Source organism: Paraburkholderia lacunae (genome assembly GCF_003353175.1).
Lineage (GTDB): Bacteria > Pseudomonadota > Gammaproteobacteria > Burkholderiales > Burkholderiaceae > Paraburkholderia > Paraburkholderia lacunae.
Genome location: NZ_QHKS01000054.1, coordinates 1 through 23,145, shown reverse-complemented (window position 1 = coordinate 23,145; position 23,145 = coordinate 1). Strand labels below are relative to the sequence as shown.

36 protein-coding genes and 1 pseudogene are annotated in these 23,145 nt (G+C 59.6%); 2 read left to right on the top strand and 35 right to left on the bottom strand.

What is annotated here, in order from left to right:
• The 3 genes and pseudogenes from DLM46_RS37600 to DLM46_RS37590 all read right to left on the bottom strand — a co-directional run.
• Window positions 1-215 (bottom strand): annotated as a pseudogene (locus DLM46_RS37600) (c-type cytochrome biogenesis protein CcsB); the annotation flags it as partial.
• Window positions 216-219: 4 nt separating this feature from the next.
• Window positions 220-2,433: a cytochrome c biogenesis protein ResB gene (locus DLM46_RS37595; protein WP_115109816.1), complete on the bottom strand. Its 2,214-nt coding sequence runs from the start codon at window positions 2,431-2,433 to the stop codon at window positions 220-222.
• 116 nt (window positions 2,434-2,549) lie between these two features.
• Window positions 2,550-3,203: a c-type cytochrome gene (locus tag DLM46_RS37590; RefSeq protein WP_115109814.1), complete on the bottom strand. Its 654-nt coding sequence runs from the start codon at window positions 3,201-3,203 to the stop codon at window positions 2,550-2,552.
• Between the two features lie 217 nt (window positions 3,204-3,420).
• Between DLM46_RS37590 and yihA the strand changes: the two genes are divergently transcribed.
• Together yihA and hemB are read left to right on the top strand one after the other, a co-directional pair.
• Window positions 3,421-4,074, top strand: a complete 654-nt coding sequence (gene yihA / locus DLM46_RS37585; RefSeq protein WP_115109811.1) for a ribosome biogenesis GTP-binding protein YihA/YsxC — start codon at window positions 3,421-3,423, stop codon at window positions 4,072-4,074.
• Window positions 4,075-4,345: 271 nt separating this feature from the next.
• A complete protein-coding gene (hemB, locus tag DLM46_RS37580) occupies window positions 4,346-5,344 on the top strand; it encodes a porphobilinogen synthase (protein ID WP_115109809.1) in 999 nt (332 codons plus the stop codon).
• Window positions 5,345-5,796: 452 nt separating this feature from the next.
• Here the strand turns inward: hemB and dsbD are convergent, their stop codons facing one another.
• From dsbD to DLM46_RS37420, 32 genes are all read right to left on the bottom strand, one after another.
• Entirely contained in the window at window positions 5,797-7,674 is a 1,878-nt protein-coding gene (gene dsbD / locus DLM46_RS37575; RefSeq protein ID WP_115109807.1) for a protein-disulfide reductase DsbD, read from the bottom strand.
• Window positions 7,667-7,999: a divalent-cation tolerance protein CutA gene (gene cutA, locus DLM46_RS37570; RefSeq protein ID WP_115109805.1), complete on the bottom strand. Its 333-nt coding sequence runs from the start codon at window positions 7,997-7,999 to the stop codon at window positions 7,667-7,669. The genes dsbD and cutA overlap by 8 nt, the downstream gene beginning before the upstream one ends.
• Before the next feature lie 187 nt (window positions 8,000-8,186).
• Window positions 8,187-8,579: a 50S ribosomal protein L17 gene (gene rplQ / locus DLM46_RS37565; protein WP_008923330.1), complete on the bottom strand. Its 393-nt coding sequence runs from the start codon at window positions 8,577-8,579 to the stop codon at window positions 8,187-8,189.
• A gap of 160 nt (window positions 8,580-8,739) precedes the next feature.
• On the bottom strand, window positions 8,740-9,717 hold the full coding sequence (locus DLM46_RS37560) for a DNA-directed RNA polymerase subunit alpha (RefSeq protein WP_006052226.1): 978 nt from the start codon (window positions 9,715-9,717) through the stop codon (window positions 8,740-8,742).
• A gap of 124 nt (window positions 9,718-9,841) precedes the next feature.
• Window positions 9,842-10,465, bottom strand: a complete 624-nt coding sequence (gene rpsD / locus DLM46_RS37555) for a 30S ribosomal protein S4 (RefSeq protein ID WP_011490048.1) — start codon at window positions 10,463-10,465, stop codon at window positions 9,842-9,844.
• 160 nt (window positions 10,466-10,625) lie between these two features.
• Window positions 10,626-11,030: a 30S ribosomal protein S11 gene (gene rpsK / locus DLM46_RS37550; protein ID WP_006052224.1), complete on the bottom strand. Its 405-nt coding sequence runs from the start codon at window positions 11,028-11,030 to the stop codon at window positions 10,626-10,628.
• 28 nt (window positions 11,031-11,058) lie between these two features.
• Complete coding sequence (gene rpsM / locus DLM46_RS37545; RefSeq protein ID WP_006052223.1) at window positions 11,059-11,424, bottom strand: 30S ribosomal protein S13; 366 nt, start codon at window positions 11,422-11,424, stop codon at window positions 11,059-11,061.
• Window positions 11,425-11,465: 41 nt separating this feature from the next.
• Entirely contained in the window at window positions 11,466-11,582 is a 117-nt protein-coding gene (gene rpmJ / locus DLM46_RS37540) for a 50S ribosomal protein L36 (protein ID WP_004199844.1), read from the bottom strand.
• A 20-nt stretch (window positions 11,583-11,602) separates the two neighbouring features.
• Window positions 11,603-11,821, bottom strand: coding sequence for a translation initiation factor IF-1 (gene infA / locus DLM46_RS37535; RefSeq protein ID WP_004521905.1), 219 nt, complete (start codon window positions 11,819-11,821; stop codon window positions 11,603-11,605).
• An 8-nt stretch (window positions 11,822-11,829) separates the two neighbouring features.
• Window positions 11,830-13,176, bottom strand: coding sequence for a preprotein translocase subunit SecY (gene secY, locus DLM46_RS37530; RefSeq protein WP_115109803.1), 1,347 nt, complete (start codon window positions 13,174-13,176; stop codon window positions 11,830-11,832).
• A 46-nt stretch (window positions 13,177-13,222) separates the two neighbouring features.
• Window positions 13,223-13,657 carry a 50S ribosomal protein L15 gene (rplO, locus tag DLM46_RS37525; protein WP_011490050.1) on the bottom strand — a complete coding sequence of 145 codons (435 nt, stop codon included), beginning with the start codon at window positions 13,655-13,657 and terminating at the stop codon, window positions 13,223-13,225.
• A 29-nt stretch (window positions 13,658-13,686) separates the two neighbouring features.
• Window positions 13,687-13,869, bottom strand: coding sequence for a 50S ribosomal protein L30 (gene rpmD / locus DLM46_RS37520; protein WP_007180126.1), 183 nt, complete (start codon window positions 13,867-13,869; stop codon window positions 13,687-13,689).
• A 10-nt stretch (window positions 13,870-13,879) separates the two neighbouring features.
• Window positions 13,880-14,398, bottom strand: coding sequence for a 30S ribosomal protein S5 (gene rpsE, locus DLM46_RS37515; RefSeq protein ID WP_006052219.1), 519 nt, complete (start codon window positions 14,396-14,398; stop codon window positions 13,880-13,882).
• Between the two features lie 14 nt (window positions 14,399-14,412).
• On the bottom strand, window positions 14,413-14,778 hold the full coding sequence (gene rplR, locus DLM46_RS37510; protein WP_006052218.1) for a 50S ribosomal protein L18: 366 nt from the start codon (window positions 14,776-14,778) through the stop codon (window positions 14,413-14,415).
• Between the two features lie 12 nt (window positions 14,779-14,790).
• Complete coding sequence (rplF, locus tag DLM46_RS37505) at window positions 14,791-15,321, bottom strand: 50S ribosomal protein L6 (protein ID WP_115109801.1); 531 nt, start codon at window positions 15,319-15,321, stop codon at window positions 14,791-14,793.
• 18 nt (window positions 15,322-15,339) lie between these two features.
• Complete coding sequence (rpsH, locus tag DLM46_RS37500; protein WP_006052216.1) at window positions 15,340-15,735, bottom strand: 30S ribosomal protein S8; 396 nt, start codon at window positions 15,733-15,735, stop codon at window positions 15,340-15,342.
• A gap of 14 nt (window positions 15,736-15,749) precedes the next feature.
• Window positions 15,750-16,055, bottom strand: coding sequence for a 30S ribosomal protein S14 (rpsN, locus tag DLM46_RS37495; RefSeq protein ID WP_006052215.1), 306 nt, complete (start codon window positions 16,053-16,055; stop codon window positions 15,750-15,752).
• Between the two features lie 7 nt (window positions 16,056-16,062).
• A complete protein-coding gene (gene rplE, locus DLM46_RS37490) occupies window positions 16,063-16,602 on the bottom strand; it encodes a 50S ribosomal protein L5 (RefSeq protein WP_006052214.1) in 540 nt (179 codons plus the stop codon).
• A 17-nt stretch (window positions 16,603-16,619) separates the two neighbouring features.
• Complete coding sequence (gene rplX / locus DLM46_RS37485; RefSeq protein WP_115109799.1) at window positions 16,620-16,928, bottom strand: 50S ribosomal protein L24; 309 nt, start codon at window positions 16,926-16,928, stop codon at window positions 16,620-16,622.
• Between the two features lie 9 nt (window positions 16,929-16,937).
• Window positions 16,938-17,306 (bottom strand): 50S ribosomal protein L14, encoded by a 369-nt coding sequence (gene rplN, locus DLM46_RS37480; RefSeq protein WP_006052212.1) that lies wholly within the window; start codon window positions 17,304-17,306, stop codon window positions 16,938-16,940.
• A gap of 290 nt (window positions 17,307-17,596) precedes the next feature.
• Window positions 17,597-17,869, bottom strand: a complete 273-nt coding sequence (gene rpsQ, locus DLM46_RS37475; protein WP_007180129.1) for a 30S ribosomal protein S17 — start codon at window positions 17,867-17,869, stop codon at window positions 17,597-17,599.
• On the bottom strand, window positions 17,866-18,060 hold the full coding sequence (gene rpmC / locus DLM46_RS37470; protein ID WP_007180130.1) for a 50S ribosomal protein L29: 195 nt from the start codon (window positions 18,058-18,060) through the stop codon (window positions 17,866-17,868). Before rpmC ends, rpsQ begins: the two co-directional genes overlap by 4 nt.
• 10 nt (window positions 18,061-18,070) lie before the next feature.
• A complete protein-coding gene (rplP, locus tag DLM46_RS37465; protein WP_007180131.1) occupies window positions 18,071-18,487 on the bottom strand; it encodes a 50S ribosomal protein L16 in 417 nt (138 codons plus the stop codon).
• A gap of 2 nt (window positions 18,488-18,489) precedes the next feature.
• Window positions 18,490-19,296: a 30S ribosomal protein S3 gene (rpsC, locus tag DLM46_RS37460; protein WP_020070582.1), complete on the bottom strand. Its 807-nt coding sequence runs from the start codon at window positions 19,294-19,296 to the stop codon at window positions 18,490-18,492.
• Window positions 19,297-19,307: 11 nt separating this feature from the next.
• The gene (gene rplV, locus DLM46_RS37455; RefSeq protein WP_011490054.1) at window positions 19,308-19,637 is read right to left on the bottom strand and encodes a 50S ribosomal protein L22; all 330 of its coding nucleotides are present in this window, start codon (window positions 19,635-19,637) and stop codon (window positions 19,308-19,310) included.
• Window positions 19,638-19,647: 10 nt separating this feature from the next.
• A complete protein-coding gene (rpsS, locus tag DLM46_RS37450) occupies window positions 19,648-19,923 on the bottom strand; it encodes a 30S ribosomal protein S19 (protein ID WP_004199273.1) in 276 nt (91 codons plus the stop codon).
• A gap of 10 nt (window positions 19,924-19,933) precedes the next feature.
• The gene (gene rplB / locus DLM46_RS37445; RefSeq protein ID WP_115109796.1) at window positions 19,934-20,761 is read right to left on the bottom strand and encodes a 50S ribosomal protein L2; all 828 of its coding nucleotides are present in this window, start codon (window positions 20,759-20,761) and stop codon (window positions 19,934-19,936) included.
• A 2-nt stretch (window positions 20,762-20,763) separates the two neighbouring features.
• Window positions 20,764-21,078: a 50S ribosomal protein L23 gene (gene rplW, locus DLM46_RS37440; RefSeq protein ID WP_007180135.1), complete on the bottom strand. Its 315-nt coding sequence runs from the start codon at window positions 21,076-21,078 to the stop codon at window positions 20,764-20,766.
• Window positions 21,075-21,695, bottom strand: coding sequence for a 50S ribosomal protein L4 (rplD, locus tag DLM46_RS37435; protein ID WP_007180136.1), 621 nt, complete (start codon window positions 21,693-21,695; stop codon window positions 21,075-21,077). Before rplD ends, rplW begins: the two co-directional genes overlap by 4 nt.
• Complete coding sequence (gene rplC, locus DLM46_RS37430) at window positions 21,695-22,354, bottom strand: 50S ribosomal protein L3 (RefSeq protein WP_115109818.1); 660 nt, start codon at window positions 22,352-22,354, stop codon at window positions 21,695-21,697. The genes rplD and rplC overlap by 1 nt, the downstream gene beginning before the upstream one ends.
• A 201-nt stretch (window positions 22,355-22,555) precedes the next feature.
• Window positions 22,556-22,867, bottom strand: a complete 312-nt coding sequence (gene rpsJ / locus DLM46_RS37425) for a 30S ribosomal protein S10 (protein WP_006998489.1) — start codon at window positions 22,865-22,867, stop codon at window positions 22,556-22,558.
• 155 nt (window positions 22,868-23,022) lie between these two features.
• The coding region (locus DLM46_RS37420) for an EF-Tu C-terminal domain-related protein (RefSeq protein WP_459252722.1) at window positions 23,023-23,145 on the bottom strand (123 nt) is incomplete at its 5' end.

Below are 23,145 nucleotides of genomic sequence, written 5' to 3'. Positions count from 1 at the left end.
AGCTTGTCGTAGTAATTCATGAACGGGTAATAGCGCGACAGCGCAAACCCGGCGCCCGCGACCATCGCGAGGGCGAACAGCCAGTCGGTCATGCCGAGGCGCTTCAGGAACGGGCGCTCGTCGTATTGCACGGCGTCGAACGCCTCGCCAGCTGGCGCTTTCTGGTGCCGCAACGGCGCCGAAGAGGAGGATGAAGAAACCTGAGTCAAGTCCATGATCTTACCGAGTCGAATCTTGTGAGCTTGCGGACGGCGCGCCGGCATGGTCGGAGGCGCCGGCGGCGTCGGATGCATCGATGAGTTTGGCGCCCAGCGCGGCGCCGACGGCGTCGCGCGTTTGGACGAACTCTTTTTCGAAATCGAGCGTCTTGCGCGCACTCGACATCGCCATCACGACACTCGTGCCGTGAGCGGTGTCTTTGAGCCAGAACCAGAGGCGCCGTTCGCGAACGTAGAACATCGAAAAGATGCCCAACACGAGGAGCAGGCTGCCAAGATACACGACTTTTTTGCCCGGCGCGCGCGTCAACTGAAATACCGAAGCTTGCACCTGCCTGAAGGAGTCAAGCTGCAAATAGACCGGCGATCCATACAAAAAGCTGTCGGACATGGCATTAATCGAGCTTTGAATGAAACGGCTGGCATCCGCATTGGCCTGCGCGTCCGGCTCGCCGAGTTGCTCGCGCGACAGTTGCCATAGGTCCCAGGCCGAGCCTTCCAGCATGCGCAGCAGCAGGCCCGCGGCCTTTTCCTGCTCCCCCTTCGGCACCGAATGGTCGATAAAACCGGCAATCGCCTGGAAACCGCCCACCGTCTGGCCGTTCGGCATCTTGATGCCGCTGTCCGCGCCGGCAAAAAGGGTCAGGACACGCAGCGCGCTTTCTTCCAGATGCTGCTGCAGTTCGGTATTCGAACCCGGCACCGAGCGCAGCGCGAACCGATGCGCGGCCGCGGCGCGCATGGCCGGGTTCTCGAGCGTGGCGCGCAGGTTCATCCATTCCTTGACGGTGCCGCCGGCGTCGGCGGGAATGCGCAGATAGCGGAACGGGTCATCCGGATTCAGGCGCATGCCGGCGAGGAACATCCGCTCACCGCCAACGTCGACCGGCAGCATGTAGTTGTTGTACTCGCGCGCCTGGCCGTCCTTGTCGCGCACCTTGTACTGCACCGACGGACCGACGTTATGCAGATCCAGCGGTTTGGACGTCTTCGCGCCGGAGCCGAGGCGCTCGTCGAACGCTTCTTTCAGCGAGCGGTTGGCGGCGACACCGCGCGCATCGTTCGTACCGTTGCCATTCGAGACGTTTTCGACGTTGATCGCACGGAAATCGGTGAATTCCACGGTTTGACCGTCAGCCAGCGGCGTCGCTGTGCTCAACGGCGCGCTGCCGCCGATCGTACCGCCGAACGGCGCGGTCTTCGCGCCGTTGCCGGTCATCGGATAAGCGGTCATCTGCATCTGCGAGCCGCCGTCCTGGAAGCTCGATTGATAGATCGACACGCCGTCGTATTCGAACGGCTTGTTCACTTCGACCCGCGCCGGCACGCGCGCGCCGGTCTTGTGATCCACCACGACGATGTCGCTCGCGAACAGCTTCGGCATGCCGGTGGAGTAATAGTCGACGATGAACTTGTTCAGCTCGATCGAGAACGGCAGATCCTGGATCAGCGAGCCGTCTGGCTGGTTCAGGATTGCCGTGGACACGTGCTGGCCTTCCGGCACCCATGCATAGCCGCGGAAAGTCGGGTTCGATTGCGACAAACGATGTTCCGGCGCAATCTCGTTGATCACCGAGTTGCTGCGAATCGGCGACTTGTCGAACAGCCACATTTGCAGCTTGATCGGCAGATTGCTGTCCAGCAATCCGCCCAGGCAGATCACGACGATCGCGACGTGAGCGGAGATGTAGCCGAACCTGGTCAGCGCGCCTCGCTTGGCGGCGATCAGCGTTGCGCCGTCCGACTCGCGCGTGACGAACTTGTAGCCGAGCCTGTTGGAGAGTTTGGCCAGCACCGCCGAAGCCTGAGCGCGCGTGCCGTGGACCGCGAACTCACCCTTGTGGTGGAACGCGCGCAGGCTGCCTTCGCGAACCTTGTCCTTCCAGCTCTTTGCGTCGGCGAGCATCTTCGGCGCATTGCGGATCACGCACAGCGACACCGACACCATCAGGAAGCCAAGAATCAGCATGAACCACCACGAGCTGTACACCGTGTACAGGCTCAGCGAGCGGAAGATGTCTGCCCAGAACGGGCCGAACTGATTGACGTAGTTGGGATACGGATCGTCCTGCGTGAGGACGGTGCCGATGATGCTGGCGATCGACAGGATCACGAGCAGCGCGATCGCGAAGCGCATCGAACTCAATACTTCGATGATGCTGCGCACGATGCGATTGCGCGACTTCGACTGCATACCCGACGTGGTGACGCTCATTCATACTCCGACTGAACAGCAAAAAAGGGTGAAGGGCTGTCGTAGGCACGACGCCCTCACCCTTTTCTTGTTTTGTACCGGCCTCGCTGGGCCGGTTGCACTTGCGTGCGGACTTTTTAATGCAAGCCCGCGATGTAATCGGCTACGGCTTTGATCTCACCGTCCGACAGACGCGCTGCAACTACATGCATCGCGTCGTTGTTGTTCCGTGCGCCCGGACCTTGCGTGAACGCGGCCAGTTGCGCCACCGTGTAATCCGCCCACTGCCCCGACAGACGCGGATATTGCGACGGAATCCCCTGACCGGTCGGCCCGTGGCAGCTCGCACACGCCGGCACGCCCTTATCGGCAATCCCGCCGCGATAAATTTTCTGACCGAGCGGAACGGTGTCCTTGTTATGCGCGAAGCCCGGCTTCGGCGTCTGCGTTGCGAAATAGGCAGCGACGTTAACCATGTCCTGATCGGACAGCGCCGCAGTCATGCCCGCCATGATCGCATTGTTGCGCGCAGGCTGCTTCGCACCCGCCTGCGTCTTGAAATCCTTGAGCTGCTTGACGAGATACTCGGGATGCTGGCCCGACAGCTTCGGATACGCGCCGCCGGCACTGTTGCCGTCCGCGCCGTGGCATGACGCGCATACCTGCACCGCGATTGCTTGCCCCCGGTTGACGTCCGGTTTTGCCGGCTCTGCTGCTCGTGCCTGAATTGCCAAACCTGAAAGACCTGCCGCTACTTGTAACACCATCAGAGCCTTGCACAGTCGATTCATTCGCACACCCTGTTTCGTCTTGTGGGATTTTAGAGGTTTTGCAAAATACGACGGCGACCGAGTGACCGCAGAAAGCCGCCAAGGCACGCTGGCTGGCCCCCTCAGGTTTTCAGTAAACCATCGTATTGTACAATAACTCGCTAATCGCTAAGACGCCAGTCGGGCTTGACCCGTCCCCACTCCGGGTTCCCCGGCGTCTCGAATCCTGGCCTCGCTCATGTCCTTCCTGCTCCACCAAGCCCGTTTTTTCACGACCGTCAATCACCTGCGTGATCTGCCGGCCACCGCTCAACCCGAGATCGCCTTTGCCGGGCGCTCGAATGCGGGCAAGTCCACGGCCATCAATATTCTGTGCAATCAGAAGCGGCTCGCGTTCGCCAGTAAGACGCCAGGGCGCACCCAGCACATCAATTACTTCTCGGTTGGCAACGCTGACGAACCGACCGCGCATCTGGTCGACTTGCCGGGCTACGGCTATGCGGAAGTCCCGGGCGCGGCCAAGGCGCACTGGGAAGCGCTGCTCTCCACCTACCTGCAATCGCGCTCGCAACTGCGCGGCATGATTCTGATGATGGACTCGCGCCGGCCGCTCACCGATCTGGATCGCCGGATGATCGAGTGGTTCGCGCCGACCGGCAAGCCGATCCACACGCTGCTGACCAAGTGCGACAAATTGACGCGCCAGGAGAGCATGAACGCACTGCGCGCGACGCAGAAAGGTTTGGCCGAATATCGCACCGCAGGCTATCAGGGCGAACTGACCGCCCAGCTGTTCTCGGCGCTCAAGCGTGTCGGGCTCGACGAAGCGCACGAACTGATCGAAAGCTGGCTGATCCCCGACGCGAAGGGCGAAGCGGACGCTGCACAGTAAGCGCGCCGGCGCCGCGCATACGGTCCGGCGACGGACTGAAAGCAAGGCGAAAACGCCGTTTCGGCCGCCCATAAAAAAACCCGCCGCTTAAACGGCGGGTCAAACAGCCTAATCGAAAAACGACAGGCACCCGCTCAGGGAGGAGAAGCGGGGAGGTCAGCGCAAGGCGCCTTGCTCGATCGGTATGATATACCATTGTCTCGAAAAGTTTCCGGGAGCGGAGGCAGGCGTTATTTGTCCACTCCACGACATCCACGATCTTCGATTCAATATGAGCTTCTACCCGCACTACCGTCCGCGCCGCATGCGCCGTGATGACTTCTCGCGCCGCCTGATGCGAGAAAACATCCTCACCGCCAACGACCTCATCTACCCCGTGTTCATCGTCGAAGGCACCAACGTGCGGCAAGCCGTGCCGTCGATGCCGGGCGTCGAACGCGTGTCGGTCGATCTGCTGATGGGCGTGGCCGAGCAATGCGTCGAACTGGGCGTGCCCGTGCTGTCGCTGTTTCCGGCAATCGAGCCGTCGCTGAAAACGCCTGACGGCCGCGAAGCGACCAATGCCGCGGGTCTGATTCCGCGCGCCGTTCGCGAACTGAAACAGCATTTCCCGGACTTGGGCGTGCTGACCGACGTCGCGCTCGATCCGTACACGAGCCACGGCCAGGACGGCGTGCTCGACGAAGCCGGCTACGTAATCAACGACGAAACCGTCGAAATTCTGGTCGAGCAGGCCCAGGCGCAAGCTGAAGCGGGCGTCGACATCGTCGCGCCGTCCGACATGATGGACGGCCGCATCGGTGCGATCCGCGAGATGCTCGAGAGCGAGGCACATATCCACACGCGAATCATGGCTTATTCCGCCAAGTTCGCATCTGCGTTTTACGGCCCGTTCCGCGATGCCGTCGGTTCCGCGACGAATCTCGGCAAGGGCAACAAGATGACCTACCAGATGGATCCGGCCAACTCGAATGAAGCGCTGCGCGAAGTGCAGATGGACATCGAAGAAGGCGCGGACATGGTGATGGTCAAGCCGGGCATGCCGTATCTGGACATCGTGCGTCGCGTGAAGGACGAGTTCAAGTTCCCGACTTACGTGTACCAGGTGAGCGGCGAGTACGCCATGCTGAAGGCGGCGGCGCAGAACGGCTGGCTCGATCACGACAAGGCGATGATGGAATCGCTGCTGGCGTTCAAGCGGGCGGGAGCAGACGGCGTGCTGACCTATTTCGCCTTGGACGCCGCGCGGATTTTGCGGTCGCAGAAGTAATCCGGCGCGCCGCTTTTCGGGGCGGCTTTAGTCTGAAAAAAACGGAGGCGGACCTTTGAGTCGCGCCTCCGTTTTTTTACGCGTACCTTGCCGAGAACCGTGCCCGGTAGCGGCTTGGGGTTCGCTAGTCTGCTTCAAGCATGATTGCTTTCCGCTGAACATTCACGTGCAGCTGCTGTGTTTCGCGCTCGATTCCCGCGGCATTACCGTTGTCTCCGGCGGGCCGCGGAACAGACCGGCAATCTGGTGTCCAGCGAGATCGTCGCGGTGGGCTGGCCGCTGATCGTCAGGATCCAGTCCAGTCACCGGGTTTCAAACCGGAAAGTTGTGTCTGCGCACTGGGAATCACGGCGCGCACGACCGCGCCCGTGTCGTCCAGCGGCCTGGTGATATAGATGTTTTTCTTTTGTACGGCTCGCCGCGACCTTACCCGCGGCGAGCCGCTCCTTCAGCTACGCGCCAGGCGTATTGGCGCGATCGAGGCTGCGCAAGAACTTGTCCGCAGATTCATATCCGACGACCCGCAGTACTTCCTTGCCGCCATGATCGAAGAAGATGATGCCGGGCGGCCCGAACAGACTGAAGCGCTTGAGCAGCGTTTGATCGTCCGTATTGTTGGCGGTGACGTCGGCGCGCAGCAGGTTCATCTGCTTCAACCTTGCCTGGACGCGCGGGTCGCTGAAGGTGAGTTGCTCCATCTCTTTGCAGCTCACGCACCAGTCCGCGTAAAAATCGAGCATGGCGGGCTGTGCCGCCGTTTTGACGGCCTCGTCGAGTTCGGTCGAGGAACGAACCCGGGCGAACGTGAGATCGCCCGGTGGTGGCGTATTCGGCGTATTGGCGGCGCTGGCTACACTCGCGCCCCCGCCGCGGGCCGCCAACACGGCCAGCGGACGCAGCGGATCGGACGATCCCGCGGCGAGACCCACCAGCAGCACAGCGGCCCAGATTGCCAGCGCTGCGCCAATGCCCCGGCCGAGCCGACGCCACACGGAAGCGCCCTCAGCAAGCGACGAGAACAAGCCGAGCGCCGCAGCGGCGACCAGCAACCACAGCGCGCTCAGCAGCATCGTCGCGGTGGCGCCGAGTACTGGCCACACGATCCACAGCGCCGCTGCAAGCAGCACTACGCCGAAAAACACCTTCACGCCGTCCATCCACGCGCCCGCGCGCGGCAGCAAGGTGCCCGCGCCAAGGCCGACGATCAGGAGCGGCACGCCGAGCCCTAGCCCCATCGAGAACAGCGCGGCGCCGCCAAGCAGCGCATCCCCGGTGTGCGCGATGAATGCCAGAACAGCGAAGAGCGGCGCCGTCATGCAGGCCCCGACCACCAGCGCGGACAGCGCGCCCATCATGGCCACCGCGGCGAATTTGCCGCCTGAGCGCCCTGTTGATGCGCGAGACGCACTCTCCTGCCAGCGCTGCGGCAACGCGATGTCGAAACCCGCAATCAGGGTCAGTGCAAAAATCGTCAGCAATACGCCGAAGGCGCCCAGCACCCACGGGTTTTGCAACCACGCGCCGAGACTCTGTCCGACGAGCGCCGCCGCTATCCCAAGCGCCGTATAGACCAACGCCATGCCGATCACATACGCCAGCGACAACGCAAACCCGCGAGCACGCGTGACCCGCGCACCTTCGCCGATGATGATCGCCGACAGGATCGGAATCATCGGATACGAGCACGGCAGCAAACTGAGCACGGCGCCGGCCACAAAATAGAGCCCGATGATCGCGAAGAAGCCACCGTCTTGCAGCAGCGATTGCGCGTAGTCGGCGTTGGTGGCGCGGTCATACCACGGCGTTTCGGCCATTGCGGATTGCAGGGTCGCGGTGGCGGCCGCAGCGCCGGCACTACCCGCCGGCTGCAAGGCTGCGCCGCTCACGTGGTAGACGCGCTCCATCGGCGGATAGCAGATGCCCGCGTCCGCACATCCCTGCGACGTCACCGCCAGATCGAACGGCCCCGCTGCGTGTTTGACAGGGATGCGGATCGTCAACTCATTTCGATATGTCTCGACGTTCTTGTTGAAGGTCTGGTCAAACTTCACGTGTCCAGCCGGCAATTGCGGCTCGCCGATCGTCGTCGTGCCGTTGCGCGTCGCGAACGCAAAACGCTCGCGGTACATGTAGTAGCCGTCCGCGACCCTGTAGGTCACGTCGACTTCGCCCGGTTTCTCGGTCGCGCTGAATTTGAAGGCTATCGCGGGATCGAGGAAGTCGTCCGCGGCGCGGGCAAGCGTGCCGAACTGGGCGAGGATCAGGCAGCCGAGCAGGAAAAAGACGGTGCGCAGTGCGTTGCGCGCGCGTCGGTCGAGACCGTTAAACATGTAGAGGACGTTGAGTTTCCGCAGTAATCCACTGACCATAGGCAGCCGATGCTGACGCTTGCCATGAAAGGATTTCCGGCGTGTCGTAGGGATGGTGCGCCTGAATGTACCGCTCCAGCTCCAGCGCGCGTGCCGCGCTCGTCTTGAAGAGCATTTGGATCTCCTGCGCCGATTCGATCCGGCCCTGCCAATGATAGCTTGAGTGCACTGCGCCTAGCAGCGTGACGCAGGCGCATAGCCGCGCCGTCAGTACATCTGCCGCGAGCTTCTGAGCGGCGGCGGCATCCGGCAGCGTCGTCAGAATCAAGGTCACATTCGCGCTCACAAGCGTCTCCGGCCATGCACAGTTCAGGTGCCGTTATCGTATCACCTAGCCTTGTGGTACCGCAGACGCGCCGCCCGCTTGCATGCGGCATTTAGTCGCCGCGATGGATGTGCCGTCGTCGCGACATCCGCCGCCGCAAACAAAAAAGCCAGGCTCGATGCCTGGCTTTTTTTCAATGACAAGAAGCTTATTCAGCCTCTTGCACTTCGGTTTCTTCGACTTCCGGACGGTCGAGCAATTCGACCAGTGCCATCGGCGCGTTGTCGCCAACGCGGAAACCGAACTTCAGGACGCGCAGGTAGCCGCCCGGACGGGTCGCGTAACGCGGACCCAGCACTTCGAACAGCTTCGTAACGGAATCACGATCGCGCAGGCGGTTGAACGCCAGACGGCGATTTGCCAGCGACGGCTTCTTGCCGAGCGTGATCAGCGGCTCGACGACTTTACGGAGTTCTTTCGCCTTCGGCAGCGTGGTCTTGATGACTTCGTGCTCGATCAGCGAATTGGACATGTTACGGAGCATTGCCAGACGGTGGCTGCTCGTGCGGTTCAGTTTCCGCAGACCATGACGGTGACGCATGTTAATTCCTTCGATTCAAAGTTTTGGTCCAGCTCTTCTATCGCGCTCGGCGCACCGTTAGGTGGCGAGGGCACGGGCCGGTAGTGAAAAAAGACAAGACGCGGATTTTAAAGGAAAATCCGCGTCTTTGCCAGTGCAGCGGCGGGTCTGGATCCCGGGATTACTTGTCGAGACCAGCCGGCGGCCAGTTTTCGAGCTTCATGCCGAGCGTCAAACCACGCGACGCCAGTACTTCCTTGATTTCGTTCAACGATTTGCGACCCAGATTCGGGGTCTTGAGCAGTTCGTTTTCCGTGCGCTGGATCAGATCGCCGATGTAGTAAATGTTCTCGGCTTTCAGGCAGTTCGCGGAACGAACCGTCAGTTCGAGATCATCGACCGGACGCAGCAGGATCGGATCGATCTGCGGCGCACGCGACGGCGCTTCCGCCGTTGCCTCGGTGCCTTCCAGTGCAGCGAACACCGACAGTTGATCGACCAGAATGCGCGCCGATTGACGGATCGCTTCTTCCGGCGAAATCACACCGTTGGTCTCGATGTTCATCACGAGCTTGTCGAGGTCGGTACGCTGTTCGACACGCGCGCTTTCCACGGCATAGCTCACACGGCGAACCGGCGAGAAGGACGCATCCAGCACGATACGGCCAATGATCTTGGCCGACTCTTCGCCGTAACGACGTACATTGCCCGGCACATAGCCGCGACCCTTTTCGACCTTGATCTGCACGTCGAGCTTGCCGCCCTTCGACAGGTGCGCAATCACGTGATCCGGATTGATCACTTCGCAATCGTGCGCGAGTTCGATGTCGCCAGCGGTGACAACGCCTTCGCCTTCCTTGCGCAGCGTAACCGTCACTTCGTCACGGTTATGCAGCTTGAACACCACGCCCTTCAGGTTCAACAACAGGTTGACCACATCCTCTTGCACACCGTCGAGCGTCGAGTATTCATGGACGACGCCTGCGATCGTCACTTCGGTCGGCGCGTAGCCGATCATCGACGACAGCAGCACGCGCCGGAGCGCGTTACCCAAGGTGTGGCCGTAACCGCGTTCAAACGGTTCCATGACCACTTTCGCGTGGCTCTCGCCAAGCGATTCAACTGCGATGATCTTGGGCTTCAACAAACTGGTTTGCATAGGTTTTCCTTTTCAATACCCTCGGCTCGTTACACCGATAAGGCTGACCGGTAACAACCTGAAAATAAACAGCCGAGACGCCCCCTTGCGCAACGCAATCGAGGTGCCCCGGCCGTTAATTCGATTACCGCGAATACAATTCGACGATCAGGCTTTCGTTGATATCGCCAGCGATGTCGCTGCGTTCCGGCTTTTGCTTGAACGTGCCTTCGAACTTCTTCGAATCGACCGCGACCCAGCTCGGCAGACCGCCTTGCTCAGCCAGCGACAGCGCTTCGAGAATGCGCGCTTGCTTCTTCTTTTGTTCGCGCACTGCGACGACGTCGCCTGCCTTCACTTGCATCGACGGGATGTTCGACACGACGCCGTTCACCATGATCGCCTTGTGGCTAACCAACTGACGCGCTTCAGCGCGCGTCGAGCCGAAGCCCATGCGATACACGACGTTGTCCAGACGCGATTCGAGCAATTGCAGCAGGTTCTCACCCGTGTTGCCCTTCAGGCGGTCGGCTTCAGCGAAGTAACGGCGGAATTGACGCTCGAGCACGCCGTAGATGCGCTTCACTTTTTGCTTCTCGCGCAGCTGCGTGCCGTAATCGGACGTACGTGCGCCCGAGGTGCGGCCGTGCTGGCCGGGCTTGCTGTCAAGCTTGCACTTGTCAGCGAGCGAACGACGGGCGCTTTTCAGGAAGAGGTCAGTGCCTTCACGGCGGGACAGCTTGGCCTTAGGGCCGATATAACGTGCCACGTTGATTCCTTCTATGATTAATCACGCGAATGCATGCACCCGCGCTAGTCCGAACCCTTTGGGACGAACGGTGGGCTTAGTCAATTCATTAAAGCGCAAGCAGCCTGTCGTCGCCGGTTTTGAAACCCCGGCGGCAACAGGCGCTAGCCAAAACAGCGTCTTAGATACGACGACGCTTCGGCGGACGGCAGCCGTTGTGCGGGACCGGGGTCACGTCGGAGATCGCGGTGATCTTGATACCAAGACCATGCAACGCGCGCACCGCGGACTCACGACCAGGACCGGGGCCCTTGATCCGCACTTCGAGGTTCTTCACGCCGTATTCCATCGCCACGCGGCCAGCCGATTCGGCTGCCACCTGAGCTGCAAACGGCGTCGACTTACGCGAGCCCTTGAAGCCCTGACCACCCGACGTTGCCCAAGCAAGTGCATTGCCTTGACGATCGGTGATCGTGATGATGGTGTTGTTGAACGACGCGTGAACGTGAACCACGCCCTCGGCGACGTTCTTCTTGACCTTCTTGCGAACGCGTTGCGCCGCGGAGTTGTTCGAAGCCTTAGCCATTACGTTTTCCTGTAACTGTCAGTTCCGCTTACTTCTTCAGCGATTGCGCTGCACGACGCGGACCCTTGCGCGTACGGGCATTCGTACGCGTACGTTGGCCGCGCAGGGGCAAGCCCTTACGATGCCGCACGCCACGGTAGCAGCCGAGATCCATCAGGCGCTTGATGTTCATCGTCGTTTCACGGCGCAGATCGCCTTCAACGATGAACTTGCCGACTTCTTCACGCAGCTTTTCGAGGTCTGCGTCGTTCAGGTCTTTGACCTTCTTCGAAAATGCCACACCAGCAGCGACGCAAATGTCGCGCGAGCGCGTGCGGCCGATACCGTAAATAGCCGTCAGGCCGATTTCGGTATGCTGGTGATTCGGGATGTTAACCCCTGCGATACGAGCCATTGTTTTTCCTCAAACAAAAAGCGCAAGCAAAAGCGCGGCGTTCAGCCTTGACGCTGTTTGTGGCGCGGATCAGAGCTGCAAATCACGCGCACAACGCCTTTGCGCTTGATGATCTTGCAATTGCGGCAAATGCGCTTAACCGATGCCATCACTTTCATGATATTACCCTTTTTTCAAATCACTTCGCCCGGAACACGATCCGCGCACGCGACAGATCGTAAGGCGTCAATTCAACCGTCACCTTGTCGCCCGGCAAGATTCGGATGTAGTGCATCCGCATCTTCCCGGATATGTGTCCCAATACGACATGGCCGTTTTCCAGCTTCACCCTGAAGGTAGCGTTAGGCAGGTTTTCGATGACTTCACCCTGCATCTGGATAACATCGTCTTTGGCCATAAGTCCTTTCAACGCATCGGGACGCCGCCGCCTTTGAAATTAGCTTTCTTCAGCAGCGATTCATACTGTTGCGACATAACGTACGACTGCACCTGCGCCATGAAATCCATTGTGACGACGACAATGATCAGCAGCGACGTTCCACCAAAATAAAACGGCACGTTCCAGCGCAGCACCAGAAACTCGGGCAGCAAACAAACGAACACGATGTAGATCGCACCGGCCAGCGTCAAGCGCGTGAGGATGCGGTCGATATATCGCGCCGTTTGATCGCCCGGGCGAATGCCTGGGACGAAAGCGCCACTCTTTTTCAGGTTGTCAGCCGTTTCCCTGCTGTTGAACACCAGTGCGGTGTAGAAAAAACAGAAGAAAACGATCGCCAACGCATACAGCAACACGTACACCGGTTGACCGGGCTTAAGGGCTTCGGCCACGTTGTGCAACGTGTCTGCGAACCAGCTGGTGCGCGACCCCGAACTAAACCAGTTCAGGATGGTTGCCGGGAAGAGAATGATCGACGATGCAAAGATCGGCGGAATCACGCCCGACATGTTCAACTTCAGCGGCAGATGCGAAGACTGACCGCCGTAAATCTTGTTACCGACTTGCCGCTTGGCGTAGTTCACAAGAATCTTGCGCTGGCCGCGTTCGATGAACACCACCAGATACGTCACTCCGGCAATCAGCGCGACCACGATAATCGCCGAGATGATGCTCATCGAGCCGGTTCGCACCAGTTCGAAAAGACCACCGATTGCGTTCGGGAAACCGGCCGCAATACCGCCGAAAATGATGATCGAGATACCGTTGCCAAGCCCGCGTTCCGTGATCTGCTCACCCAGCCACATCAGGAACATCGTGCCGGTCACCAGCGTCACGACCGTCGTCAACCGAAACACCATCCCCGGATCGATCACCAGAGCCGGCTGGTTTTCCAACGCGACGGCGATGCCGAACGCCTGGAACGTCGCCAGCAGGACCGTAAAGATACGCGTGTACTGCGTAATCTTCCGTTGCCCCGCCTGCCCTTCCTTTTTCAGCGCTTCCAGCTGCGGCGACACAATCGCCAGCAACTGCATGATGATCGACGCCGAAATGTACGGCATGATCCCCAGCGCAAAAATCGTGAACCGCGAAAGTGCGCCACCCGAGAACATGTTGAACATGCCAAGGATGCCGCCCGACTGGCTTTGGAACAGCTTCGCCAGCTGGTCCGGGTCGATACCCGGCACCGGAATGTGCGCGCCGATACGGTAGACGATCAGCGCCAGCAGCAGGAACACTGCCCGCCGACGCAGATCGCCGAACTTCGCCGCGCTGCGACCGGGTTTTGCGAGACTCGGGCTGTTAGCCAAGTACCTTCTCCGATGCAAATGCTAGTGACGGCAAATAGCTTGCGCGTTACTCGGCAAAAGAGCCGCCGGCTGCTTCGATAGCAGCGCGCGCACCCTTCGTCGCACCCAGACCCTTCACAACGACCTTGCGCTTCAGCTCGCCCGTCGCGATGATCTTGGCGCTCTTGATCAGCTCGCCGACCAAGCCGGCTTGCTTCAGAGCCAGCAGATCGATTTCGTCGACCGGCAGCTTTTCCAGATCCGAGAGACGCACTTCACCAACGAATTCCTTCGTCAGCGAGGTGAAGCCACGCTTCGGCAGGCGACGTTGCAGCGGCATTTGACCGCCTTCGAAGCCAACCTTGTGAAAGCCGCCCGAACGCGACTTCTGACCCTTGTGACCACGGCCAGCGGTCTTGCCGAGGCCGGAGCCGATGCCGCGACCAACGCGACGCTTTGCGTGCTTCGCGCCTTCAGCCGGCTTCAGGTTATTCAATTCCATTATCAACTCCTTGAGTCCTGGTCAGCCGCTTAGCTGATGACCTTAACGAGGTACGAAACCTTGTTGATCATGCCGCGCACAGCCGGCGTGTCCTGCAACTCGCTAACCGAGTTGAGTCGGCGCAGGCCCAAGCCACGCACCGTTGCACGGTGCGTTTCGCGGGTGCCGATCAGGCTCTTGACGAGCTGGACCTTGACAGTTTTATCAGACATGGTGTCCACCTTAGCCCAGAATATCTTCGACGGACTTGCCGCGTTTCGCCGCGATGTCGCCCGGCGTGGACTGCTTGCGCAGACCGTCGAGCGTTGCACGAACGAGGTTATACGGGTTCGTCGAACCGTGGCTCTTGGCCACAACGTTCTGCACGCCCATCACGTCGAACACTGCGCGCATCGGACCACCAGCGATCACGCCGGTACCGTCCTTGGCAGGAGCCAGGAGGACCATCGATGCGCCGTGCTTGCCGTGCACTTCGTGTTGCAGGGTACCGTTCTTGAGCGGCACCTTGAACATGTTGCGGCGGGCTTGTTCCATCGCCTTCTGAACAGCGACCGGCACTTCCTTCGCCTTGCCCTTGCCCATACCGACGCGGCCATCACCGTCGCCAACCACGGTCAGTGCGGCGAAGCCGAGAATCCGGCCACCCTTCACGACCTTGGTCACGCGGTTGACCGAAATCATCTTTTCACGAAGGCCGTCGTCGCGTTCGTCAGCCTGAACTTTCGCTTGCATCTTTGCCATGACGAATTCTTCCCTTAGAACTTGAGTCCGGCTTCGCGCGCCGCATCAGCCAGCGCTTTCACGCGGCCGTGGTAACGGAAACCCGAACGGTCGAAGGCGACGGATTCGATGCCGGCAGCCTTAGCCTTTTCTGCGATGCGCTTACCAATCAGAGTCGCAGCGGCGACGTTGCCGCCCTTGCCCGTCTGATCAGCCAGTTGCGCACGCACTTCGGCCTCGAGCGTCGACGCGCTGGCGAGCACCTTGGTGCCGCACGGCGAGAACACTTGCGCATAGATGTGCGTGTTCGTGCGATGCACGGCGAGACGCGCGACCTGCAGCTCAGCGATCTTGATACGCGTCTGACGAGCGCGGCGCAGGCGAGATTGAGTCTTATCCATGATTGCGCACCCTTACTTCTTCTTCGTTTCTTTGAGGATCACGACCTCGTTGGCGTAGCGCACACCCTTGCCCTTGTAGGGCTCCGGCGGGCGATAGCCGCGCACTTCTGCAGCGACCTGGCCAACTTTCTGCTTGTCGATCCCCTTGATCACGATTTCGGTTTGCGACGGGGTTTCAGCCTTCACGCCTTCCGGCATCTGGTGCACCACGGGGTGCGAGAAACCCAGCGACAGATTCAGCTTGTCGCCTTGCGCCTGTGCGCGGTAACCGACGCCAACCAGCGTCAGCTTGCGCTCGAAACCCTTCGTCACGCCGTTCACCATGTTCGCAACCAGTGCGCGCATCGTGCCCGACATCGCATTCGCTTCGCGGCTTTCGTCAAGCGGCTCCACTTTCAGCGTGCCGTTGTCGTTCACCACTTTCACGAGGCGGTTTGCCGCCTGCGTAATCGTACCCAGCGGGCCCTTGACGGTAATGCGATCGTCGCTCAGGTCCACTTCTGCGCCTTGCAGCGCGATCGGGCTTTTACCTACTCGAGACATGTTTCTCTCCTTTCGGCCTTAAGCGACGTAGCAGATGACTTCGCCGCCAACGCCCGTTGCGCGCGCCTTGCGGTCCGTCATCACGCCCTTCGGCGTCGACACGATTGCCACGCCGAGGCCATTCATGACCACGGGGATGTCGTTACGGCCGCGGTACACACGCAGACCAGGCTTCGAAACGCGTTCAATGCGTTCGATGACCGGGCGGCCAGCGTAGTACTTCAACACGATGTTCAATTCTGACTTCGCACCTTCGGACTTCACTGCGAAATCATCGATATAGCCTTCGTCCTTCAGGACCTGCGCAATCGCAACCTTGACTTTCGACGAGGGCATTGTCACCGAAACCTTCTCGACCATCTGCGCGTTGCGGATGCGAGTCAGCATATCGGCGATAGGATCACTCATGCTCATTTACGTTTCTCCTATTACCAGCTCGCCTTGGTCAGGCCAGGGATCTCGCCGCGGAACGCGATTTCGCGAATCTTGTTACGCGCCAGCCCGAATTTACGGAACGTGCCACGCGGGCGACCGGTAATTGCGCAACGATTGCGCTTACGGGTCGGGTTAGAGTTGCGCGGCAGTTGTTGCAGTTCCAGACGTGCTGCGTAATGCTCTTCGTCCGACTTGCTCATATCGCCAATGATCGCCTTCAACTCGGCACGCTTGGGAGCGTACTTAGCGGCCAGGCGAGCACGCTTCTTTTCACGTTCGATCAGTGCCAGTTTAGCCACGGTAACCTCAGTTTCTGAACGGGAACTTGAAGCTGGCGAGCAGAGCCTTTGCTTCGTCGTCGGTCTTCGCAGTCGTCGTGATGCTGATGTTCAGCCCACGCAGTGCGTCGATCTTGTCGTAGTCGATTTCGGGGAAAATGATCTGCTCTTTCACACCGATGTTGTAGTTGCCGCGACCATCGAACGCACGACCGGACACGCCACGGAAGTCACGCACACGCGGGAGCGCGACCGTCACGAAACGGTCCAGAAATTCGTACATTGCCTGACCACGCAACGTAACCATTGCACCGATCGGATAGCCCTGACGGATCTTGAAGCCAGCGATTGCCTTGCGTGCCTTTGTGATCACCGGCTTCTGGCCTGCGATCTTCGTCAGGTCGCCAACGGCGTTTTCGATGATCTTCTTGTCAGCAACCGCTTCGCCAAGGCCCATGTTCAGGGTGATCTTGGTGATGCGCGGCACTTCCATCACGGACTTGTAACCGAACTTCTCGATGAGGCCGGGTACAACCTTTTCTTTGTAAAACTCTTGCAAACGAGCCATTTTTTTACTCCGCAGCGTCAGGCGCTCAGCTCGGCACCGGTCGTCTTAAGGAAACGGACCTTCTTATCCCCTTCGACCTTGATGCCTACACGCGATGCCTTGCCATTCGCGTCGACCAATGCGACGTTCGAAATTTGCAGCGGCATCGTCTTGGCTTCCACACCGCCCGTCGTACCCTTCATCGGGTTCGGCTTGACGTGTTTCTTGACGAGGTTGATGCCCTCGACAATCACTTTGCCCTCGCCAACAGACAGCACGATGCCGCGCTTGCCCTTATCTTTGCCGGTGATGACGATAACTTCGTCACCTTTGCGAATCTTGTTCATCGCGACTCCTTACAGCACTTCCGGTGCCAGCGAAACGATCTTCATGAATCGTTCGCTACGCAACTCGCGCGTGACAGGCCCGAAAATACGGGTGCCAATAGGTTCGAGCTTGGCGTTCAACAACACTGCGGCATTGCCATCGAACTTGATCAGCGAGCCGTCCTGACGGCGCACGCCCTTGGCGGTACGAACCACCACGGCGTTATAAATTTCGCCTTTCTTCACGCGCCCGCGCGGCGTTGCTTCTTTGACGGTCACCTTGATGATGTCGCCAATGCTGGCATAACGACGCTTCGAGCCGCCGAGCACCTTGATGCACATGACTTCACGCGCACCCGTGTTGTCGGCCACTTCAAGCCGAGTTTCGGTCTGGATCATGGTTTATCTTTCCCAACTTAATCCGGTCACACCACCATGGCGTACCCGGTCAGTCTTGGTCCCGTCAGCCAATCGGCTGCTTGGGTTAGAACAGCAGCGACGGCAAACGAAACCCGCCATCGCAATCCGGTGAATCCTTCGGAACAGACTGGCGCCTGAACCGCTTCCCCCACCAACTTCGCCCGCGACGGGGCTCCCATAAAAGAGGGAAGACCGAGATTATAACTGATAATCTCGGTCTTGCAAGCGAAACTTACTGCGATTTCAACTACTTCTACAACTTTGCGGCGTCAGATGACGCGAGCAGCCTCGACCAAGCGAGCCACAACCCAAGCTTTCGTCTTCGAAATCGGACGGGTTTCCTGGATTTCAACGAGGTCACCCTCGTTGTACGTGTTCGCATCGTCGTGCGCGTGGTACTTCTTCGAGCGCACAACGTACTTGCCGTAGATCGGGTGCTTCACGCGATGCTCAACCAGCACGGTGACCGTCTTGTCCATCTTGTTGCTGACGACCTTGCCGACCAGCGTCCGCTTGAGCGAGGTTTTTACGCTATCGTTCATTTCTGGTTCGCCTTCTCAGTCAGGACGGTCCGCACACGCGCGATGTCGCGACGAACCTTCTTCAGCTGGCTCGTGTTCGTGAGCTGCTGGGTCGCGAGTTGCATGCGCAGGCCGAATTGCGCCTTCAACAGGTCCGACAGCTCCTTGTTGAGCGCGGCCTGATCTTTCTGGTGAAGTTCGGAAGCCTTCATCATTTGCTCCTTAGGCGCCGAGCTGACGCACGATGAACGTCGTCTTCAGCGGCAGCTTAGCTGCAGCCAGACGGAACGCTTCGCGTGCCAGCTCTTCGGTTACGCCATCCATTTCGTACAGCATCTTGCCCGGTTGAATCTCTGCGACGTAGTACTCAGGGTTACCCTTACCATTACCCATCCGTACTTCAGCCGGCTTGTGCGAAATCGGCTTGTCCGGGAAGATGCGGATCCAGATGCGGCCACCACGCTTGATGTGACGCGTCATTGCACGACGTGCCGCTTCAATCTGGCGCGCGGTCAAGCGACCACGACCGATCGCCTTCAGGCCGAACTCACCGAACGACACCGCGTTGCCGCGGGTGGCGATACCGGTGTTACGACCCTTCTGCTCTTTGCGATACTTTCTGCGTTTCGGTTGCAGCATCGTTATTCTCCAGTCTTCCCGTCGCCGCCGGCACCGCCAGCACGACGAGGAGCGCCACGGCGTGCACCTGCCGGGCCACCACCTTCACCATCGCGACGCGGACGGCGATCGCCACCCGGACGTGCGTTGCGGCGCGGACGCTTTTCTTCGGCAACTTCTTCAACCACCGGTGCGTCGTTGCGGCCGAGCGTGTCGCCCTTGTAGACCCACACCTTCACGCCGATGATGCCGTACGTCGTCTTCGCTTCCGAAGTTGCGTAGTCGATATCCGCACGCAGCGTATGCAGGGGCACGCGACCTTCGCGATACCACTCCGTACGAGCGATTTCGATACCGTTCAGGCGGCCAGCGCTCATGATCTTGATGCCTTGAGCACCCAGACGCATTGCGTTTTGCATCGCACGCTTCATCGCGCGGCGGAACATGATCCGGCGCTCGAGCTGTTGCGTGATCGAATCCGCGATCAGTTGCGCATCGGTTTCCGGCTTACGGATTTCTTCGATGTTGACGTGGACCGGAACGCCCATGCGGCGTTGCAGTTCCGACTTCAGCAGCTCGATATCCTCGCCCTTCTTGCCGATGACCACACCCGGACGCGAGCTATAAATCGTGATGCGCGCGTTTTTCGCCGGGCGCTCGATAACGACGCGACCAACCGAAGCGTTTTTCAGCTTCTTCTTCAGGTATTCACGAACACCGATGTCTTCCTGCAACATCGCCGCGAAATTGTTGTTGTTCGCGTACCAACGCGACGCCCAATTGCGGCTGACGGCCAAACGGAAGCCAGTCGGATGAATTTTCTGTCCCATCGTATGACCCCTTAATTCCCGACCGTCACAGTGATGTGACAGGATTGCTTCTCGATGCGGTTGCCGCGGCCTTTAGCGCGCGCGGTGAAACGCTTGAGCGACGCAGCCTTGTCGATGTAGATGCTCGTGATCTTGAGCTCATCGATATCGGCGCCTTCGTTATGCTCCGCATTCGCGATCGCCGACAGCACGACCTTTTTCACGATTCCCGCAGCCTTCTTCGGCGAGAACGTCAGAACGTTCAGCGCCTTGTCGACCGGCAAACCGCGGATCTGGTCAGCCACAAGGCGCGTTTTCTGCGCCGAGATGCGGGCACCGCGATGAATTGCTTTCACTTCCATCTTGAGCCCCTTATTTCTTGGCCTTCTTGTCGGCTGCATGACCCTTGAACGTACGGGTCAATGCGAACTCGCCAAGCTTGTGGCCGACCATGTTTTCCGAGATGTACACCGGAACGTGTTGACGGCCGTTGTGAACGGCGATCGTCAGACCGATGAAATCCGGGAGGATCGTCGAGCGACGCGACCAGGTTTTGATCGGCTTCTTATCCCGCGAAGCTGCTGCCGCCTCAACTTTCTTCAGCAAATGGGCGTCGCAGAACGGACCTTTTTTTACAGAACGTGCCATTGCCTACTCCTTAACGCTTGTGACGGCGCTGGACGATCATGCTCGTCGTGCGCTTGTTGCTGCGGGTGCGATAACCCTTAGCAGGCGTGCCCCACGGGCTCACCGGATCGCGACCTGCAGCCGTCTTGCCTTCACCACCACCGTGCGGGTGATCGACCGGGTTCATTGCAACACCGCGCACCGTCGGGCGGATACCGCGCCAGCGGTTTGCGCCAGCCTTACCAATTTGACGGAGGCTATGCTCTTCGTTGCCAACTTCACCAATCGTCGCGCGGCACTCAACGTGGACGCGGCGGATTTCACCCGAGCGCAGGCGGACCTGTGCGTAGATGCCTTCACGAGCCAGCAGCATCGCCGACGTACCAGCCGAACGCGCCATTTGCGCGCCCTTGCCCGGCAGCATTTCGATGCAGTGGATCGTCGTACCGACCGGAATGTTGCGGATCGGCAGCGTGTTGCCCGCGCGGATCGGCGCTTCCGAACCCGACATCAGTTGCTGGCCGACGGTAACGCCCTTCGGAGCGATGATGTAGCGGCGCTCGCCGTCTGCGTACAGAACCAGCGCGATGTTCGCGCTACGGTTCGGATCGTACTCGAGACGTTCGACCTTGGCCGGAATGCCATCCTTCGTGCGACGGAAGTCGACGACACGATAGTGATGCTTGTGACCACCACCCTTATGACGCGTGGTGATGTGACCGTTGTTGTTACGGCCGGCGATCGAGTTCTGCGAATCGAGCAGCGGTGCGAACGGCTTGCCCTTATGCAGATCCTTGTTGACCACCTTGACCATCGCACGGCGGCCCGGCGAAGTCGGCTTAACTTTAACGATTGCCATGATTACTTGGCCTCCGCTTCAAAGTTGATTTCCTGGCCGGGCTTCAGGCAGACGTACGCCTTCTTCACGTCTTTGCGCTTGCCCATGAAGCGGCCAAAGCGCTTGGCTTTGCCCTTCGAGACCAGCACGTTGACGGAATTGACTTCCACCTTGAACAGCAGCTCGACTGCGGCTTTCACTTCCTGCTTCGTGGCATCGGGCGCGACTTCGAACACAACTTGCTCGTTCTTGTCGGCCACCAGCGTCGCCTTTTCGGAGATCACCGGCGCGAGCAGGACCTGCATCAAACGATGATCGTTCTTGCGAATCTCGCTCATGACAGCAACTCCTCGATCTGGGCGACCGCAGCCTTCGTGATCAGGATCTTCTTGAAGTAGATCAGCGACAGCGGGTCGGCGTAACGCGGCTCGACAACCGCCACGTGGGCGAGGTTGCGCGACGCGAGGTACAGGTTTTCGTCAACCGTATCGGTAATCACCAGCACGGAGTCGAGACCCATCGCCTTGAATTTTTCGGCCAGCAGCTTCGTCTTCGGCGCTTCGAGCGTCAGCTCGTCAACCACCGAGATGCGGCCTTCGCGGGCCAGCTGCGAGAAGATCGAGCAGAGACCTGCGCGATGCATCTTCTTGTTGACCTTGTGCGAAAAGTTTTCTTCCGGCGAATTCGGGAAGATCCGGCCACCGCCGCGCCACAGCGGGCTCGACGACATACCGGCACGGGCGCGGCCCGTACCCTTCTGGCGCCACGGCTTCTTGGTCGTGTGCTTGACTTGCTCACGATCCTTCTGCGCGCGGTTGCCGCTACGGGCATTCGCCTGGTACGCAACCACAACCTGGTGAATCAGGGCTTCGTTGTAATCACGGCCGAACACGACGTCCGACGCGCTAACGCCTGCACCTTCCTGACCATTGGCATTCAGGAGCTTAAGTTCCATTATTTCGCTCCTTTCACGGCACGCGTCTTCACGGCCGGCGTAACGAATACCTTGCCACCCTTCGCACCCGGAACGGCGCCCTTGACCAGCAACAGCTTGCGGTCAGCGTCGATACGAGCGATTTCGAGGTTTTGCACCGTTACCGTTTCGTCACCCATGTGACCGGTCATGCGCTTACCCGGGAAAACACGACCCGGATCCTGCGCCATACCGATCGAACCCGGCACGTTGTGCGAGCGCGAGTTACCGTGCGATGCACGGCCGGATGCGAAGTTGTAACGCTTGATGGTACCGGCGTAGCCCTTACCGATCGACACGCCTTGCACGTCGACCTTCTGGCCTACTTCGAACAGGTCAGGACCGACCACGGTGCCGTTCGACAACTCGGCAGCCTTGGCAGCATCGATCTGGAATTCTTTGAGGATTTCACCGGCTTGAACACCGGCTTTGGCGAGATGACCGGCCAACGGCTTCGTCACGCGCGATGCACGGCGCGTACCGAATGCAACCTGCACGGCCGTGTAGCCGTCGGTTTCAACAGTCTTGATCTGCGTCACGCGGTTGTCGGACACGTCCAGCACGGTAACGGGAATCGAATCCCCTTCTGCCGTGAAGATACGGGTCATGCCAACCTTGCGACCTACGAGTCCAAGGCTCATCGTTTTCTCCATTCCCGACTGCGATTGGTCGGGGCTAATTTACAAAATGCCGGCGCCGTTTCGGGCATGAATTCATGCTGCAGCACACCGACTTTTTTGCGCAAATGCGCGAAAAGCCTTGCATTATAGCGAGGCTTTTCGTTTTCCGCAAGCAATCAATGACTTAGCGTTGCCCGGCAAACCAGACAACCGCTGGAAGCCTTATTGCAGCTTGATTTCGACGTCCACGCCAGCCGGCAGGTCCAGCTTCATCAGTGCGTCGACGGTCTTGTCCGTCGGGTCGACGATGTCCATCAGGCGTTGGTGCGTACGGATTTCGAGCTGATCGCGCGACGTCTTGTTGACGTGCGGCGAACGCAGGATGTCGAAGCGTTGAATACGGGTCGGCAGGGGCACCGGACCACGAACGATTGCGCCAGTCCGCTTTGCCGTGTCGACAATTTCAGCTGCCGATTGATCGATCAGGCGATAGTCGAAAGCCTTCAGGCGAATGCGGATTTTCTGGTTCTGCATGACAATTCCTTGGAAAAGAGCGAGGCGGTGTTGCGCCGCCAGATAGTAAAAGAACGTAGAGCCGGGCATGGGATAGGAGTAAGCGCTGAAGCGCCAACTTCTATCGACAGGCGCCCGGCTCCGGGCACCACTTACTGCAAGTCCAATCCGCGATTTTACTCGAGAATCTTGGCAACCACACCTGCACCGACCGTACGACCGCCTTCGCGGATTGCGAAGCGCAGACCTTCTTCCATCGCGATCGGGTTGATCAGCTTCACCGTGATCGACACGTTGTC